Genomic DNA, 16827 nt, shown 5'->3' with positions numbered 1-16827 from the left:
CCATGAACCTCGTTCAGAAACATCTGCTGGTAGTCGATGACAACAGTATTAACGTCGAGCTGCTGCTCGACCTTTTAGACGAGCACGGCTTTGCCAGCACCCACGGCATCAGCGACCCTCGCGAGGTGCTTGCCTACTGCCAGCAGCAGCTTCCTGACTTAATTCTGCTGGACATCCGCATGCCCTACCTTGACGGCTACGCGGTAATCAACCAGCTACAGGATCACTTTGCTCACCACGCCCCACCGATTATCGTGCTTACCGCACAAATTGACGATGAAACTCGCCATCGCTCGCTGAACCTCGGCGTGCGTGATTTTGTGACCAAGCCGTTCAAGCACGATGAAGTCTTACAGCGTATTCGCAATACCTTAAGCGTTGAACACCGCTACCAGGTACGCGATCAGCAAGCCGAAAACTTAGAGCGCATGGTGGCAAAGCGCACTAAAGAGCTGGAGCGCCAGTCCCGCACCGACCCAATTACCCAGCTTGCTAATCGGCGGGCTTTAACCGAGATGTTGCGCAAAGCCGCTATGAGCAGCAAGGGCACCGGACTACTGTTTATTGCCCTTGATCACCTAGACGATGTAATACGACTGCATGGCTATGGCGTTGCCGACCAACTAATGGGGCATATTGCCCAACAGCTCTCTACCCGCTTAACGGCTCACTGCGAACTGGGGCTATGGGGGGGCAGCGAGTTATTAGTGATTGCCGACAGTGCCGAGCTTGATAAGCTACGTAAGCTAGCGGCAACGCTACTAAGTTGTTTCGAACAGGATCAAGCGTTAGGGGATTTCCTGCTGCCCCTTAGCGCTCGTATTGGCATTAGCTGGGCCGAGGGCCATTTCGATATAGCGCGCCTTGTGCACATGGCAGCCCTAGCGCTTCCCCAAAGCGGCACACTACAGATTCAGTGCTATAACGAAACCTTAGAAGCCAAGCAGCGACACCGGCTGCACCTTCAGCAAGCGATACGCGGTGCCATTGACCGCGGCGAGATGTCCCTCGCTTTTCAGCCTAAGCTCTCGTTAAGCACTCAGCGCATTATTGGTGCCGAAGCGCTGCTCCGCTGGCATCACCCCGAGCTTGGCCAGGTATCCCCCGCCGACTTTATTCCCCTGGCGGAAGCCAGCGGTGATATTCTCGCCATTGGTGAGTGGGTGCTCAACGATGCCATGCGACATATTGTGGATTGGCGCAAGCAAGGCCTCCTAAACGATGATTTTCACATCGCAGTAAACGTGGCAGCCCGCCAGCTAGCGCGGAAAGACTTCGCTGAAAAACTACTCGCCAGACTAGCCGAACATGCGATCCCACAGCGTTTTTTTGCCCTAGAGGTCACTGAGTCGGGCATAATGAGCGATATGCAAAATGCCCGCGCGCAGCTAGCCCAGTTGGCCAACGTCAATATTGCCGTCGCGATTGATGATTTCGGCACAGGCCACTCATCGCTTGCCTATGTAAAAACGCTACCGTTCAAAACATTAAAGATCGACCGCGCTTTTGTGATGGATCTAGAAGAAGACGCTGTAGATCGCCAGTTGGCGCTAACCATTACCCAACTAGCCCATGCGGTGGGCTGCGATGTAGTGGCAGAAGGCATAGAAACCGCGGCACAAGCAGACTACCTACGCTCAATTGGCTGCGAAGCGGCGCAAGGGTATTACTATGCCCGCCCACTCGCCGCGAACGAATTTTTCACCTGGTGCAAGGCGTGGACACCCCGCCACCACCCGGCTACTGACATGGAGTCTATTAATGGCACATGACCTGCTTGACCGTATACGCGAACGCTTGGAAGACTTGAACCGCTCGGAACGCAAAGTCGCCAATGTTATTCTTGAAGACCCTGCAGCCGCGACCAGCCTCAGCATAGCAAGCCTCGCCCAAGCGGCCAGCGTCAGCGAGCCCACGGTCAACCGGTTTTGCCGCAACTTTGGTGCCAAAGGCTTTCCCGACTTTAAAATCAAGCTCGCCCAAAGCCTTGCCGGTGGCACACCCTACGTTACCCGGGCAGTCGAGCCTGGCGATTCCGCAACCCAGTACACCCATAAAATTTTTGGCGCGACGATCGCAGCGTTAGATGAAGCTCAACGGGAAGTAGATATGGCGGCCATCGAACGTATGGTCGACTACCTCACTCAGGCGAAGCAGGTGCATTTTTTTGGCCTCGGCGCCTCTGGCGCTGTCGCACAAGACGCCCAGCACAAATTTTTCCGCTTCAACCTGCCGGTCATGGCCTATGTCGATGTGTTAATGCAGCGCATGGTAGCCGCTGCCTGCCATACCGGGGACGTAGTGGTGGTAATTTCTTACACAGGCCGTACTCGAGAATTGGTCGATATCGCGCGGGTAGCCCGGGAAGCAGGCGCCGTGGTGCTGGGGATTACCGCTCCTAACTCCCCGCTTTCCCAAGAGTGCACCGCCACCCTAGAAGTTGCCACACCGGAGGACACCGACCACTACATGCCGATGACCTCACGGATGATTCAATTGACGCTCATTGATGCACTGGCAACAGGGGTTACCCTAAGGCGCGGCGAAGACTTTCTGCCGCACCTTAAGAAAATCAAAGATAGCCTGCGCGATACCCGTTTTCCTATTGAGAAAACCGGCAAATAAGCGACAGGCCCCTTTCAAAACCAGTCACGGCTATTAGTTGCTTACAGCTGCGGTGACGGTAATTTCCACTTTAAGCTCATCAGCGGGCAACGGCGCGCATACACAGGTGCGTGCCGGTGCATAGCCCTCCGGCACCCAGGCGTCCCACACGTCGTTCATGGCAGCAAAATCACTGCCGTCTTTAAGGTAAATAGTGGCGCTTAATAGCTGCTCGCGGCTTGAGCCAATCTCTTTTAGCAGCGCGTCGACCCGTGCCAGCATGCTTTCGGTTTGCGCTTTAATGTCTTCGTAACGCGCTTCAGGACCTGACACCTGGCCGCACAAGTAGGCAACGCCTTGGTGAATAACAGCGCGACTCATGCGGGCTTTTGTATCATGGCGTTTAATTGTCATGGGGCAATCTCCTAAATATTGAAAAAAAAGCAGTGTAAACCGCCATCGCCTTATTGCCTACGCCTTCATCATCAAGTGTTTTCCGTGGGCACCGGGCGGTGTTCAAATACTCGGCGCAACACAAAGCTGGTATGGGCGCCAGTCACCCCTTCGATACGGTTAATCACGTGCAGTAAAAGGTGCTGATAGTCATCCATATCCCGCACCAGAATCTTGAGCTGGAAATCAGCGGCCTGGCCAGTAATGATCAAACACTCAATCACATTGGGGATTTGTCGAATATGGCGCTCGAAGTTATCAAAGCGTTCAGGGGTGTGTTTATCCATGGAGATGTGCAGCAGCACCATAAGCTGGTAACCCAGCTGACGCGCATCCACATCGGCACGATACTGGGTAATTAACCCGTGTTCTTCCAGCGCACGCACGCGGCGCAGGCAGGGCGATGGCGATAAGCCGATCCGCTCAGCCAGTTCCTGATTGCTGATGCGCCCCTCTTGCTGAAGCACATCAAGAATACGCCGATCAAAACGGTCAAGTTCAAGCGGGACTACCGGCATAAAGCAACTCCTGCTAACAAAAATAACATAGCTGATATTATCTGCCTTTTAATGCCCATAAAGCCACATATTAGCAATAACCTTTCGCCATAATTCGCTTAAACTGGTGCTACTGCCATAAGCAGCGCCACGCGGTGCTTTACCTGGGCACCATAACAAGCGGCTCACGCCACAAGCGGCCGCCCTTAACAACGCTGACTAACAGGAAGTCCACCATGCCCGCTTTCGATCATCGCAAGTACCGCCCTGCTCCACGTGTTCCCGCGTTTAATCGCCAATGGCCCGACCGCGACCTTACCCAGGCGCCGATTTGGGTCAGTGAAGACCTGCGCGATGGTAACCAGGCACTACTTGAACCGATGACCGTTGAGCAAAAGCAGCGTTTTTGGCATCAGATCATCAAAGTAGGCATTAAAGAGGTGATGGTCGGCTTTCCTTCGGCTAGCCAGCCCGACTACGACTTTGTGCGCTGGCTAATCGAAGAGAATCAAATTCCCGACGACGTAACCATTGCAGTGCTAGTGCAGTGCCGTGAACACCTGATCGAAAAAACTTTTGCCTCATTAGTCGGCGTGAAGCGGGCGATTATTCACCTGTATAACTCCACCTCCACTATCCAGCGTGAGCGGGTATTTGAGATGGATCGTGACGGCATTACCGATATTGCTGTACAGGGTGCTACCTGGGTAAAAACCTATGCCGAGCAATACCCTGGCGTTGAGTGGCGTTTTCAATACTCGCCAGAGAGCTTTTCCAGCACTGAAATCGACTTTTCACTCGCTATTTGCGAAGCCGTGATGGATGTGTGGCAGCCTACGCCCGACAACAAATGCATTCTGAACCTGCCCACCACAGTAGAAGTGGCTGGGCCACATCACCATGCGGATCAAATCGAGTATTTTTGTCAGCATATTAGCCGCCGGGACAGCGTGATTGTTTCTGTACACACCCACAACGACCGCGGCGGCGCAGTGGCTTCAGCGGAGCTTGCATTATTGGCGGGTGCTGACCGTGTCGAAGGCACGCTGTTGGGTAACGGCGAACGTACCGGCAATATGGATATCGTCACCTTGGCGATGAACCTCTATAGCCAAGGCATCGACCCCGAGCTTGACCTCTCAAACCCCGACGAAATTGTTCAGGTCGTCCATGAGTGCACCGGCATCACTGTGCACCCGCGCCACCCCTGGGTGGGCGAAATGGTCTATACCGCGTTTTCCGGCAGCCACCAGGACGCTATTCGTAAATCACTCAAGCATCAAAAACCCGACGAGCCTTGGCAAGTGGCCTATCTGCCCATTGACCCCCACGATATCGGCCGCGACTACCAAGCCGTGATTCGTGTAAACAGCCAGTCGGGCAAAGGCGGCATGGCCTTTTTGCTGGAGCGGGATTACGGCATCAACCTGCCCCGCTGGATGATGCTGGCACTCGCCCCCTATGTACAAAAAGAGAGCGAGCGGCGCAATAGCGAGCTTTCCAGTGAAATTATACGCCAGGTGATGTTCGATAGTTTTGCTTACGACGCCCCCCTTGCCCTAGCTGACTATCAGCTTTCCAAAGGGCAGCACGAGGGTATCGACATTACTCTTTGGCAAGGAAAAGAAACGCTGCGGCTTTCTGGCACGGGCAATGGTGCCATGTCGTCGTTCACCGACGCCTGGAAAAAACACTCCGGTAGCCACGTGGCGATTATAGATTACAGCGAGCACTCCCTGGGTGGCGACAGCGAGGCCAATGCCATTGCCTTTGTCCAGCTCAACATCGACGGGCAGCGGGTTTGTGCCGTAGCCGAAGATAGCGATACCGTAAGCGCATCGCTAAAGGCGCTGTTATCAGGGATTAATTCGGTTTACCCCGCGGCTTCTCAGCGCCAGCGTGAAAATGCCACGCTGGAAGCTTAAATAACGTTTCGTTGAGTGCGTGTTACTCCACGCACTCGATACGTTGCAGCACTACCGGGCCCCAGGTGGGGCGTTTGGCACCCACCCATTCGCCGCATTCAATGCACTCACCAAAGCTCTCTTGGTCAATATGTTGTAACGCGCCGCCTATTGGCTTTAGCGCAGAATCAGCACCGGAACCTGAACTCTACGCAGCATCTGGGTAGTAGTACTGCCCAGCAATAAGTGGCGAATGCGGGAGTGGCCGTAAGCACCCATCACCAGCAAATCGATACCCTCCTCCTGTTTATAGGTGCGCAGGGTCTCTTCTACATCGCCGGCACGGATAGTCCCTTTGGCCATGTGGCCCGCTGCTTCTAGCGTCTCGGTGGCCCACTCAAGCTGCGCGCGATTTTCGGCGGTTTCAGCGCCAACAATCACCACATGGCAGATAGCACCTTCAAACAGCGGGCTTTTAGCCAGCATCTCAACGCCTTTGCGCGCGGTTTTACTGCCGTCAAAGGCCATCATCACGTTTTTTGGCTGCGTAAACTGCTTGGGAACCATCAAAATCGGGCGGTGCATTTCACGCACCACGCGCTCAAGATTAGAGCCTAAGTGGCCGCTGGCCTGGTGAGCGGTTTCGCCACGTTTGCCTACCACCAGTAAACGCACCTCTTTTTCATTCTCTACCAGTGTTTCCACCAGCGTACCGTTGCGCTGTAAGCACGCAGGCTCAACAATGCCTAACGCTGCTACCCGTGCCTTGGCAGCATCCAGCATTAAGCGGCCCTGCTCGCGGGAAATTTTAGCGTGCTGCTCTTCGATCTCCGACAGCTTTTCGAGCAGGTGCTCCCGAGTACCTAAGCCTAAGTTTCCTGTAAGATCAGGCTCCGCAACCTGGACATGGTTATCCACGGTATGAATAAAACGCAGCGGTGCATCAAGGGCTTTAGCGGCCCAAGCAGCATAATCACAGACGCCTTCTGAAAACTGTGAGCCATCAATTGCCGCAAGAACGCAATCAGACATGTAAGTTTCTCCTAGAGCGGGTGCATCAACGTTATTGTTATTCTCGATCTTTTTTACACGAACTTATTGACCAGTGACACCTATAAGCGTTCTTTCTAATGCCAAGGACGCTGCCAAGGACGCTACCAAAAGCGCTGCAAACAGCGTGCTACACTCGTCACCTACTCAACAGGCCAGCCAAACGAGGCAAACATGGGGTACGGTTTTACCAGCGTGTTGCTGGTAGCGATAGGTGGGGCACTGGGCGGGATGGGCCGGTTCGCTATTTCCAACTGGATGGCTCAGCGTTTTGGTAGCAGTTTTCCCTGGGGCACCTTAGCAGTTAATACCAGCGGCGCTTTTATTGCAGGTTGGCTTTTTGGCCAATTGGGGCAGGCTAATGCACAGCTTTCCGCGTTAGGGCTATTTACCGTGATAGGCGTGCTGGGGGGCTATACCACGGTTTCTTCGTTTAGCTTACAAACCCTTGCGCTGTGGCAACGCGGTCAGTGGCTGCGGGCCGCCCTGAATATCGCCGCTACCCTGCTGCTAGGCTTGGCAATGGCTGTGCTGGGCTTTTGGCTCGCTGGGGGCGCACTATGAGCTGGCAGGCGTATCTCGCGGTTGGGATCGGAAGCGGTATCGGCAGTGCGCTGCGCTATGGCGTTTCGTTGGCATCCATGTCGGCTCTGGGCAGTTTTTTCCCCTGGGGCACCCTTCTCGTTAACGTGCTGGGGTCTTGTTTAATTGGGTGGCTTGCTGCGACCGTGGTTAACCACCCCTCTGGCACATTAGCACGCTTGCAGCCTCTGCTCGTGGCGGGTCTCTGCGGCGGTTTTACCACTTTCTCACTGTTCAGCTTAGAAACCCTGCACTTTGTTAACCAAGGCCAAGTGGTCATGGCACTTGTGTATATACTGGTTAGCCTGCCGCTGTGGCTATTGGCTGCTGGGTTAGGTGGTCGCCTAGCGCTCTCTAAGGCACCTGATAACCCGGACCGCTGATGCGTGAACAGCTTGAAAAACAGCAATCCTGGCTCTACCTGGGATTTATTAGCTTAGGACTAACGCTGGGGGTTTTAGCTCCCACACGGGTAGCCCCCCTTGAGCAACTGCTATGGCCGCTACTTGGTGTGTTGCTCTACGCTACCTTTACCCAAATACCGCTACTGCATATAAAACAAAGTGTTGCTGATGTGCGCTTTATGACAGCACTGCTGGTCGGCAACTTTGTTGTCATCCCGGCGTTATTAGGGCTTTTGGTGCTGTGGCTACCGCTTTCCCCGCCGGTGATTGCCGGGGTGCTACTGGTGCTACTGGTGCCCTGCACGGATTGGTTTATTACCTTTACGCATTTAGGCAAAGGCGATGCTGCCCGCGCAATTGCGGCAACGCCGCTATTGCTATTGGTACAGATGGCTGCATTACCCGTTTATCTCTGGCTATTTTTGGGCGGCGAGTGGTTTCAGCTAACTGTTTCCACGAACCTGCTCAGCGCATTTGCGGGGCTTATTGTGCTGCCCTTAGTGTTAGCATGGCTAACCGAGCTTGGCGCCCAGCGATACCGCGCCATTGAACGAACCACGCAAAAGCTTGGCTACCTGCCGGTGCCGCTGCTGGCATTGGTGGTGTTAGTGATTGCCGCTACGCAGGTTAATAGCGTGCTGGCACTTGCCCACGTGCTGGTTCAAGTCGTGCTTATTTTTGCGGGCTATTTGGTGGTTGCGGCAATACTAGGCAAACTACTGGGCAAGTTATTTAAGCTCCCCGCCACCAGTGCGCGAACCCTCGTCTTTAGCTTCGGTACGCGCAACTCCTTTGTGATGCTGCCCATTGCGCTAGCCCTGCCAAGCGGGTGGCAAGCCGCGGTGGTAGTGATTGTATTTCAATCTTTAGTAGAGCTATTTGGCATGGTGGCGTACTTACACTGGGTGCCGAAGCTGCTGCCCTCTAGCCATTAAAAAGCCGGCACACTCAAATGGTTGAGGGCCGGCTGCGGGAACATGGTGCAAAGCGAGCTAATGTTTACATGCTGATTGTTAACCCTCCGTTAGTAGCGCAAGGATTAACGTAAAATCAGCACCGGTATTTTGCTATTACGCAGCATCGCGGTAGTGGTGCTGCCCACTAGCAGGTGGCGAATACGTGAATGGCCATAGGCCCCCATCACCAGCAGGTCGATATCATGCTCTTTTTCGTATGCTTGTAGGGTATCGTCCACATCCCCAGCGCGAATAGTGCCTTCCGCTTTGTGACCGGCCTCGCTCAACGTACTAAGTGCCCACCCTAGCTGTAAGCGTTGCTCAACGGTATCCGCGCCTACAATCAGCACATGGCACTCGGCCCCCGTAAATAGCGGCGAGCGGGCTAGCATTTCCACCCCCTTACGGGCGGTTTTACTGCCATCAAACGCAATCAGCACTTTTTCGGGCTGCTTGAAGGTTTTAGGCACCATAAGTATCGGGCTGTGCATTTCACGCACTACGCGCTCTAGGTTAGAGCCAAGGTGCCCACTGGCTTGGTGAGCGGTTTCACCCCGTTTACCCACCACCAACAAGCGCATATCTTTTTCAAGCGCTACCAGGGTTTCAACCAGCGTACCATTTAGCTGACGGGTAATCGGGTCGCTCACCCCATCATCTATCGCCCGCGCTTTGGCCGCTTCCAGCATGTGCTTGCCCTGCTCGCGATTTACCTTGGCGCGCCTCTCGTCAAGCTCGGAAAGTTCTTTCATCAGGCGCTCACGGGCACCAAACCGAAGGTTACCCGATAGATTTTGCTCGTCGGGCACTTGAGAGTGGTTATCCACCACGTGCACAAAGCTTAATGGAGCACTCAGCGCCAAACTTGCCCAAGCGGCGTAATCACATACGCCTTCTGAGAACTGGGAGCCATCAATTGCGGCAAAAACGTGTTCACTCATTTCGCTCTCCTTGCGGTGGTTAGTGGCCGCCCATCAGTTTTTCAACGGCTGCGGGGTCATTATGAACCGCATAGCGGTCTACCACCGTCGCGCTGGCTTCATTGAGGCCGACTAACTCAACCTCGGTGCCTTCACGACGGAACTTAATCACCACGCGATCAAGCGCCTGAACAGCGGTAATATCCCAAAAGTGCGCACGGGAAAGATTAATAGTGACCTTATCGATGCTCTCTTTGAAATCAAAAGCACCAATAAAACGCTCAGAAGAGGCAAAAAATACCTGGCCAACCACTTGATACTCGCGCTCTTTACCAGCATCCACTTCTTTAGAGCCAATGTAGAGAATGTTACCCACTTTGTTGGCAAAGAACATTGCCGCCAGTAGAACACCCACAAAGACACCAATCGCTAAGTTGTGCGTTACTACCGTAACGATAACCGTAGCGACCATGACAAAGTTGGTACTCATGGGGTGCTTTTTCAGATCGCGGATCGATTCCCAGCTAAAGGTACCTATGGCCACCATAATCATTACGGCCACTAACGCCGCCATAGGGATTTGCGATACCCAATCGGAAAGAAATACCACCATCATCAGCAATACGACACCGGCGATAAGCGATGAAAGACGTGTACGGCCACCAGATTTAATGTTGATCACCGACTGACCAATCATCGCGCAGCCCGCCATACCGCCCAGTAAGCCTGAACCAATATTGGCAATACCTTGACCTTTACACTCGCGGTTTTTATCGCTGGGGGTATCGGTTAAGTCATCCACAATCGTCGCTGTCATCATCGATTCCAGCAGACCCACCACGGTCAACATTAGCGCTGTGGGGAAAATAATCATTAACGTTTCAAAGTTAAGCGGTACATCCGGCCACAAGAACATTGGCAGGGTATCAGGCAAGTCGCCCATATCGCCGACGCTGCGAATCTCCATACCGCTCACCATATACACCACGGTCAGCACCACAATGCACACCAGCGGGGATGGGATCGACTTACCAATCACGGGTAAATAAGGGAACAGATAAATAATGCCCAAGCCTGCCACGGTCATGGCATATACATGCCACGTCACGTTGGTTAACTCAGGTAGCTGCGCCATAAAGATCAAAATCGCCAGCGCATTCACAAACCCTGTGACCACCGAGCGAGATATAAAGCGCATTAGCTCAGCAAGCTTTAAGTAGCCCGCAATAATCTGTAAGACACCCGTTAAGAGGGTCGCGGCCAGCAGATACTCAAGGCCGTGATCACGCACCAACGTGATCATCAGCAGCGCCATGGCGCCCGTTGCCGCAGAAATCATCCCCGGGCGACCGCCGGTAAAGGCAATCACTACCGCGATACAAAATGAGGCATAAAGGCCGACTTTAGGGTCAACACCTGCAATGATTGAGAACGCAATCGCCTCAGGAATTAACGCCAGCGCGACGACAATACCTGAGAGCGTGTCGCCCTTAATGTTAGAAAACCACTCTTGCTTGCTGAAAAGGGTCATTCAGGGAGTCCATGGTTAAGGGTTTAAAGACACTGCACGCCACAGCCGCAAACAAAGGCAGCTAAAAGCGTAGGGTAACGAGATGTCGGAAATAGTATCTATCGAAGACGCAAAAGCGCCGATAGCCAAATAACGGCAACGAGGTGCCACAGCGCCGACATAACGCGAAGAGCGTCATAGCGCTGATAAGGAGGGGAAACCTAGGGTGGAGTCATCAGCCCTGGTATCGGCAGAGCAATGGCTGCCATAGCATTGTTCATAAAAAGGACACCTTACTGTTCTATCGTCGTTATTCAGGCGAGATAACACCTGCTAAGTGCTTTCACGTCATCCCGAATGCGGCATTCTACCAGTAAAGCACTCAAGCCGCACCCGTCACCCTAGACGTTTAGACGACGGCTTCGGGATGACCTCTTGCCTTGCCATGGCTTACCATAAGCCACCTTATAGATAGAGAAACGCTCAGCGTTTGGGCTAATGATTTTACGTTAGAGGAGCAGTATATGAGCCAGTCAATTGCAGTGATTAAGGGTGATGGCATTGGTCCCGAGATTATGGATGCAACCCTGCAAGTGCTGGACGCGTTAGATTGCGGCCTAAATTACGAGTTTGTTGATGCTGGCCTAGGCGCGCTTGAAAAGCACGGTACGCTGATTCCTCAAGCGTCACTGGACGCCATTGAAAAATATGGCCTTGCCCTGAAAGGCCCGCTTACCACGCCGATTGGTAAGGGGTTCTCCTCTATTAACGTGCAATTGCGCCGCCATTTTGACCTGTACGCCAATGTGCGCCCCGCCATTAGTTTCCCCGGCACAAAATCGCGCTACGACGATATCGACATGATTACCGTGCGAGAAAATACCGAAGGCGCCTACCTCTCCGACGGCCAGGAGATGATTGACGACGGCAATACCGGCATCTCGGTGATTAAGGTCACTCGCCAAGGCTCTGAACGCATCGTGCGTTACGCCTTTGAGCTGGCCAAAGCCAACGGCCGTAAGAAAGTGACCGCGGTGCATAAAGCCAACATTATTAAAACCAGCTCAGGGCTGTTTTTAGATGTAGCACGGGAAATTGCCAAAGAGTATCCAGAGATCGAGTTCCAGGAAATGATCGTGGATAACGCCTGTATGCAGCTGGTGATGAACCCCCATCAGTTTGATGTGGTGGTCACCACTAATCTGTTTGGCGATATTCTTTCTGACCTGTGCGCTGGGTTAGTCGGCGGTTTGGGCTTAGCACCTGGCGCTAACATCGGCGAAAAAGCCGCGATTTTTGAAGCGGTACACGGCTCAGCACCGGATATTGCAGGCCAAAAAATTGCTAACCCTTGCGCCCTGCTCTTGGCTGCAGCACAGATGCTTGATCACTTGGGCATGAACGCAAAAGGCGACGCTATCCGCCAGGGTATTCGCACAGTACTGGAAACCCGTCGTGATATGGTCACCCCTGATATGGGCGGCACCGGCACTACTGATACCTTCGCTCAAGCATTGGTGGAACACGTTAAAGCGTAAGTGCAGCGCACAAAGCACTGCTATCAGCTTTTGAGTCTGATAGCGGTGCTAACCATTAACGGAGGCAAAACGCTATGCCTTAAGCGCTATTTCTTAAGTGCTAATCCTGACCTGCGAACGCTTCAGCACTAAGCCCACGTAAAATATGCGCCACCTGTTGCTCGGCTTGTTGCTGGCTAGCGCCACTTTTTAGCAACATCCGTAGCCCGGACATGGAAAGCGTTAAAAAATAAGCCAGACTTTGCGCATCGTGCGCTGCGGGAATTACGCCCTCTTGTTGCGCTTGCTCCACTACGTTGACAAAAAACTGAGTAATCGCCTGCACGCTCTCTACAGCGGCATCCGATACCGCCGTTCCTGTATTACCAAGCTCGGTGGCCGAGTTGAAAATCAAACAGCCAAGCGCTGCCTGCTCACTTTCTGCTTGCTGTGCCGTGCGCTCCAGAATGCCTTGAATAAACGCCCAAGCACTCTCCTCTTGGGCAAGCGATTCAGCCAGCCGCTCAAGCAGTGCTTCTCGGTAGCGAGCAAGCACCTGCAAAAACAGCGCCTCTTTATTACCGTAGGCTTGATAAAGACTGCTACGGGAAATATGCATCGCATCCAACAAATCACGCATAGAAGTATGGTGATACCCCGAACGCCAAAACGCATGCATCGCAGCGGTCAGCGCCACTTCGGGCTCATGCTGTAGTGGTCGACCAAGACGCATTTTCACCACCTCAACATCGGCATTTAAAATTAGCGTGTTAATGTAGCACACCTTTCTCTTGCCAATGCAGCCATCACGCGCCCACCAAAAGGAACGCGATGTGTTGTCATAAGCATATTAATTAAGCAGTTCACGCACCTGCTTTATTCCTTCACGAGCAAACTGCACTGGGCGCGAGTCGCTAATCGTCCAAGCTGCCATTGAACCATCGTACATCGCAATATTGCTAAAATTGGCCACTTCGCTTAATACAAACCAGTCTGTCGCCGCCCAGTGTCCCGTGTTGCAGAATGCAATCGTACGCTCACGACTATCTAAATCGGCTGCATTGATACGTGACTGCAGACCATCAATATCTAAATAGTAAGCACCGCTTTGATTGTTTAGATGCGTTTGATGAGGAAGACTACGCGCACCCGGAATAGTACCTGCCACCCTAACAGCTGGGGATGTTGTGTCGCCTGCAAAATAGTCCGCCGGTCGTGCATCAACCAGCTGTGCCTGAGTGTCGCGGGCGGCCTCCACATCCTCAGTAGAGGCAATCAGCTCCTCACGAAGAGTAATCGCTTTAAACTCAGCCGCGTCAAAACTAGCAGGCTCACCGCTAGCCACCTCAAACCCTTGCTGCTGCCAGCCAGAGAAACCGCCATTTAAGATGGCAACATTGTCGTGGCCCAGTACTTTAAGCGTCCAGTAAACCCGCGCTGCACTGCCAAAATCGGTGGCACCGGTACCTGCGGGCACAATGACCACCGCGCTATCGTTATCAACCCCCACGCTGCCAATCAGGCTTTCTAGCTTACCCACCTCCGGCATTAACCCGGCGACGCTATCGCGGGTTTCGCGCCAGCCAGCATGGGTATAGCTGGTGTAACGGCTGCCAGGAATACGCGCCTCAATGAAGCTGTCTTCATCGCCACCGTTATCTATCGAAGAGCGTACATCAAGAATTACCAACGCCTCGTTATCAAGATGATCATTAAGCCACTGCGCATCCACCAATGGTGTCATCTCAAGGGCATGCGCCGGGGCCGTAAGCCCCAGGGCGAAAAGGGCACCCACAAAAAATCGAATCATGGTCTTTACTCTCATAGCGTGATGGCAGCACAACATCATTGCCGCCTGAATGCATTCTTGCGTTTAAGAATACGCATGGAACGACTGGTACATTAATAGCATGATGCGCTATATAGAGTGTTACTGACAATACGCATTAGGCTTATTCATATAGCCAGGAGGGCGTGCAACACCTGCCGCGAGGGGCTCTAACGACACGTTTTTTTAAAAACAGAGCAAACCGCTGTAAGTAATCCCCTACTCGTGCCACTGAAGAGTAGAACAACGCCAAAGGAGAGTAACGATGCCCACCTCAGCTTCTAGCCCACCGGCCTCATCGCCTACATTTTGGCTAAGCGGAAAACGCCACGCCGAGCAGGATCACTTTTTTCGCCAAACGCTGGAAGCACATGGCTGGGCAGAAGGTGACGAAAAACACTGGCAAGCCGCCTGGGTAACGGGTATGCCGACCAACACAGCGTTTAAAGCGGCCTCTCCTAGCGCCAAGATGAACCATATTCCTGGCAACGCGTCGTTAACCGTTAAAAGTCGGCTTCACGCTAGCCTCAACGCGCTACGCGAACGGACGCGGTGTCACTTTGGCCATGATCACCCCCTCACCCAACGGCTGGCTTTTTTCCCTCGGGCCTATGAAATGCCCCACGACTACCCAGCTCTAATAGAAGACGCAGCGGCTAACCCAGATAAGCGCTGGATTTTAAAGCCCACCAACGCCTCAAAAGGCCAAGGTGTTCAAGTGCTTAAAGACCCTGCCAAGGCGCCTCTTTTGGCCAACTGGCTAGTGCAGGAGTACGTGGCTAACCCACATACCATTCGCGGGCATAAATACGTATTGCGGCTCTATATGCTGGTTGCCAGTATCGACCCGCTGCGTGTCTACCTGTATGACCAGGGCTTTGCCAAGCTGGCCTCTGAACCATGGGACCCTGATGACGTCGACAACCCGTTTAGCCAGTTAACCAACCCGGATATCAACGCGCTCAACCTGAATGCCGAGATCCCCGTGGAGTTTATTGATCTGAAACGCTACCGCCACTGGCTACGTGAGCAAGGCCATGATGACAACGCGCTGTTTGACCAGCTGCATGACTTAGCCACGCTCACCGCCCTTTCTGGGGTGGACGCCATGCGTGCGCGTTCTCAAGCAGCAGGTGCAGACCCCCGCGGCTGCTACGAGCTGATTAGCTTGGACTGCCTGGTAGATGATCAGTTAAAGCCCTGGATTTTGGAGTGCAATCTAAGCCCTTCACTGGGGATATGCGCCAAGCCAGAGCACGGTGGCGACATCGAAAAGAGCGTCAAAGGCGGTTTGGTGCGCGATATGATCGAGCTCGTTGGCTTGACGCAACCAGTACATGAAGCTGAATTTGATGCAGTAGCACTAGCCGAAGAGCACCAGCGAGCCGGTGGTTTTGTACCGCTCTACCCAGCACATAACCCGCTGCTTACCCAAGCGTATCTGGCGGTTATCGGACTACCTAGCCTGTTAGATTATCGCTTAGCCCACGCAGCAGCGCGCCAAGCGATGACGTTCCGCGCCAACGACGTCAGTGAACTCATCGACGATGACCGCTTGGCGCTCTACCACCATGCTAGCGGGCTTTATTACCAGCTTAACGACAGCGCGGCGCTTATATGGCTGTTAGTGAGTGAAGGCGAGCCGATTGACAGTATTGTTAGCCACTTGCATGCCGCCAGTGGCGGCCAAGCTACAACGGCCCAATTGGAAAGCGATCTCTGGGCAACGTTAACACCGTGGTGGAAGCACGGGCTGCTGGCCCCTAGTCACACTGAAACAGCCGCCCAAAAGCAGCAAGCGCGTGAAATGCCAGCTACCTGGCACGGCCAGCTGACCTTCGACCAACGCCGTTGGCCGATTACCGCACCGACAGGCCCTGTTGCCGAGCGCATCACATCGGCGCTTTCTCCACTGCTTTCTCCATTACTAACCACGACCGATGCCACCCCACTAGGCGAGTCGTTGCACCTTTTAGAGAGCGCTAACGGCTACTGTTTAACCACCGACAGTCATGTAGTTAGCTCACGTTTGTCTATCGATGACATTCTGCCGGCCATCACCCATTTCTGCTTACGTAGCGCCGCACGCCAAGAGCATCTTGTGCTGGATATTGCCCTATTAAGTAGCGACCACCAGCATATCGTCTGCCTGCTACCCGAGGGTGACGCCCACCTCAGGGCCATTAACGCCCTGGGTGAAGCCGCTGAGCAGCAAGGGCTATCACTGTCCCGAGGCGCGCGTTTAGCGCTTAACACCCCTGGCGTTATCGAGCCGCTTAATCTGCCGCTCGCCGATACGCCTTTGACGCCCTCACGCCCCCAGCGCTTTGCGGGCATTCTATGGCTAAGCGACGCAGCCGCACCCGGCTCAAACGTGCCCAGCTTCCTTGACCTATTAGGCGCGCTACTGCCCTTTGCACAAGAGCAGCAACAGCGTTTAAGCCCTGCCGCCTTAGAAGCACTGCGACAGCTTTGCCAACAGCCGCAGCGCGCACACTTGGGTAACTCAACGCTCACCATTCGCCAAACATTAACGCCCTGGCTTAATCCATCACCTCATTCAACCCCTTCTCGCGCCGCTGTATAGCGGAGAAGTTGCGCC

At 53.7% G+C, this 16827-nt stretch carries 15 protein-coding genes; 8 read left to right on the top strand and 7 right to left on the bottom strand.

Annotated features, from left to right (window positions below; all coding sequences use genetic code 11):
- Window positions 1–2 precede the first annotated feature (2 nt).
- On the top strand, window positions 3–1772 hold the full coding sequence (locus P8S54_RS15450) for an EAL domain-containing protein (protein ID WP_281442445.1): 1770 nt from the start codon (window positions 3–5) through the stop codon (window positions 1770–1772).
- Window positions 1762–2625 carry a MurR/RpiR family transcriptional regulator gene (locus tag P8S54_RS15445; RefSeq protein ID WP_009100261.1) on the top strand — a complete coding sequence of 288 codons (864 nt, stop codon included), beginning with the start codon at window positions 1762–1764 and terminating at the stop codon, window positions 2623–2625. Before P8S54_RS15450 ends, P8S54_RS15445 begins: the two co-directional genes overlap by 11 nt.
- A 33-nt stretch (window positions 2626–2658) precedes the next feature.
- Here P8S54_RS15445 and P8S54_RS15440 read toward each other — a convergent pair whose 3' ends face one another.
- Together P8S54_RS15440 and P8S54_RS15435 are read right to left on the bottom strand one after the other, a co-directional pair.
- Window positions 2659–3018, bottom strand: coding sequence for a RidA family protein (locus tag P8S54_RS15440; protein ID WP_281442444.1), 360 nt, complete (start codon window positions 3016–3018; stop codon window positions 2659–2661).
- 71 nt (window positions 3019–3089) lie between these two features.
- On the bottom strand, window positions 3090–3575 hold the full coding sequence (locus tag P8S54_RS15435; protein ID WP_009100256.1) for an Lrp/AsnC family transcriptional regulator: 486 nt from the start codon (window positions 3573–3575) through the stop codon (window positions 3090–3092).
- A 215-nt stretch (window positions 3576–3790) separates the two neighbouring features.
- On the opposite strand from P8S54_RS15435, the gene P8S54_RS15430 reads away from it, so the two are divergent.
- Window positions 3791–5479, top strand: coding sequence for a 2-isopropylmalate synthase (locus P8S54_RS15430; protein WP_281442443.1), 1689 nt, complete (start codon window positions 3791–3793; stop codon window positions 5477–5479).
- 156 nt (window positions 5480–5635) lie between these two features.
- Here the strand turns inward: P8S54_RS15430 and P8S54_RS15425 are convergent, their stop codons facing one another.
- On the bottom strand, window positions 5636–6490 hold the full coding sequence (locus tag P8S54_RS15425; RefSeq protein WP_281442442.1) for a universal stress protein: 855 nt from the start codon (window positions 6488–6490) through the stop codon (window positions 5636–5638).
- A 192-nt stretch (window positions 6491–6682) separates the two neighbouring features.
- On the opposite strand from P8S54_RS15425, the gene crcB reads away from it, so the two are divergent.
- From crcB to P8S54_RS15410, 3 genes are read left to right on the top strand one after another with little or no spacing between them, the layout of a single operon-like run.
- Window positions 6683–7072 (top strand): fluoride efflux transporter CrcB, encoded by a 390-nt coding sequence (gene crcB, locus P8S54_RS15420; RefSeq protein ID WP_281442441.1) that lies wholly within the window; start codon window positions 6683–6685, stop codon window positions 7070–7072.
- Window positions 7069–7473 carry a CrcB family protein gene (locus P8S54_RS15415; RefSeq protein WP_281442440.1) on the top strand — a complete coding sequence of 135 codons (405 nt, stop codon included), beginning with the start codon at window positions 7069–7071 and terminating at the stop codon, window positions 7471–7473. Before crcB ends, P8S54_RS15415 begins: the two co-directional genes overlap by 4 nt.
- Complete coding sequence (locus P8S54_RS15410) at window positions 7473–8429, top strand: arsenic resistance protein (protein ID WP_281442439.1); 957 nt, start codon at window positions 7473–7475, stop codon at window positions 8427–8429. Before P8S54_RS15415 ends, P8S54_RS15410 begins: the two co-directional genes overlap by 1 nt.
- A gap of 104 nt (window positions 8430–8533) precedes the next feature.
- Here the strand turns inward: P8S54_RS15410 and P8S54_RS15405 are convergent, their stop codons facing one another.
- A complete protein-coding gene (locus P8S54_RS15405) occupies window positions 8534–9391 on the bottom strand; it encodes a universal stress protein (protein WP_281442438.1) in 858 nt (285 codons plus the stop codon).
- 19 nt (window positions 9392–9410) lie between these two features.
- Window positions 9411–10901 (bottom strand): SulP family inorganic anion transporter, encoded by a 1491-nt coding sequence (locus P8S54_RS15400; RefSeq protein WP_009100240.1) that lies wholly within the window; start codon window positions 10899–10901, stop codon window positions 9411–9413.
- A gap of 503 nt (window positions 10902–11404) precedes the next feature.
- Between P8S54_RS15400 and P8S54_RS15395 the strand changes: the two genes are divergently transcribed.
- Window positions 11405–12418 (top strand): isocitrate dehydrogenase, encoded by a 1014-nt coding sequence (locus tag P8S54_RS15395; RefSeq protein WP_009100238.1) that lies wholly within the window; start codon window positions 11405–11407, stop codon window positions 12416–12418.
- A gap of 100 nt (window positions 12419–12518) precedes the next feature.
- Here the strand turns inward: P8S54_RS15395 and P8S54_RS15390 are convergent, their stop codons facing one another.
- Together P8S54_RS15390 and P8S54_RS15385 are read right to left on the bottom strand one after the other, a co-directional pair.
- A complete protein-coding gene (locus P8S54_RS15390) occupies window positions 12519–13130 on the bottom strand; it encodes a TetR/AcrR family transcriptional regulator (RefSeq protein ID WP_281442437.1) in 612 nt (203 codons plus the stop codon).
- A 117-nt stretch (window positions 13131–13247) separates the two neighbouring features.
- Window positions 13248–14207: a sulfurtransferase gene (locus tag P8S54_RS15385; protein ID WP_281442436.1), complete on the bottom strand. Its 960-nt coding sequence runs from the start codon at window positions 14205–14207 to the stop codon at window positions 13248–13250.
- Between the two features lie 283 nt (window positions 14208–14490).
- On the opposite strand from P8S54_RS15385, the gene P8S54_RS15380 reads away from it, so the two are divergent.
- Entirely contained in the window at window positions 14491–16812 is a 2322-nt protein-coding gene (locus P8S54_RS15380; protein WP_281442435.1) for a PqqD family peptide modification chaperone, read from the top strand.
- Window positions 16813–16827: the final 15 nt, after the last annotated feature.

The organism is Halomonas sp. M1 (genome assembly GCF_029581375.1).
Lineage (GTDB): Bacteria > Pseudomonadota > Gammaproteobacteria > Pseudomonadales > Halomonadaceae > Vreelandella.
This window is presented reverse-complemented; position numbering and strand designations above follow the sequence as displayed.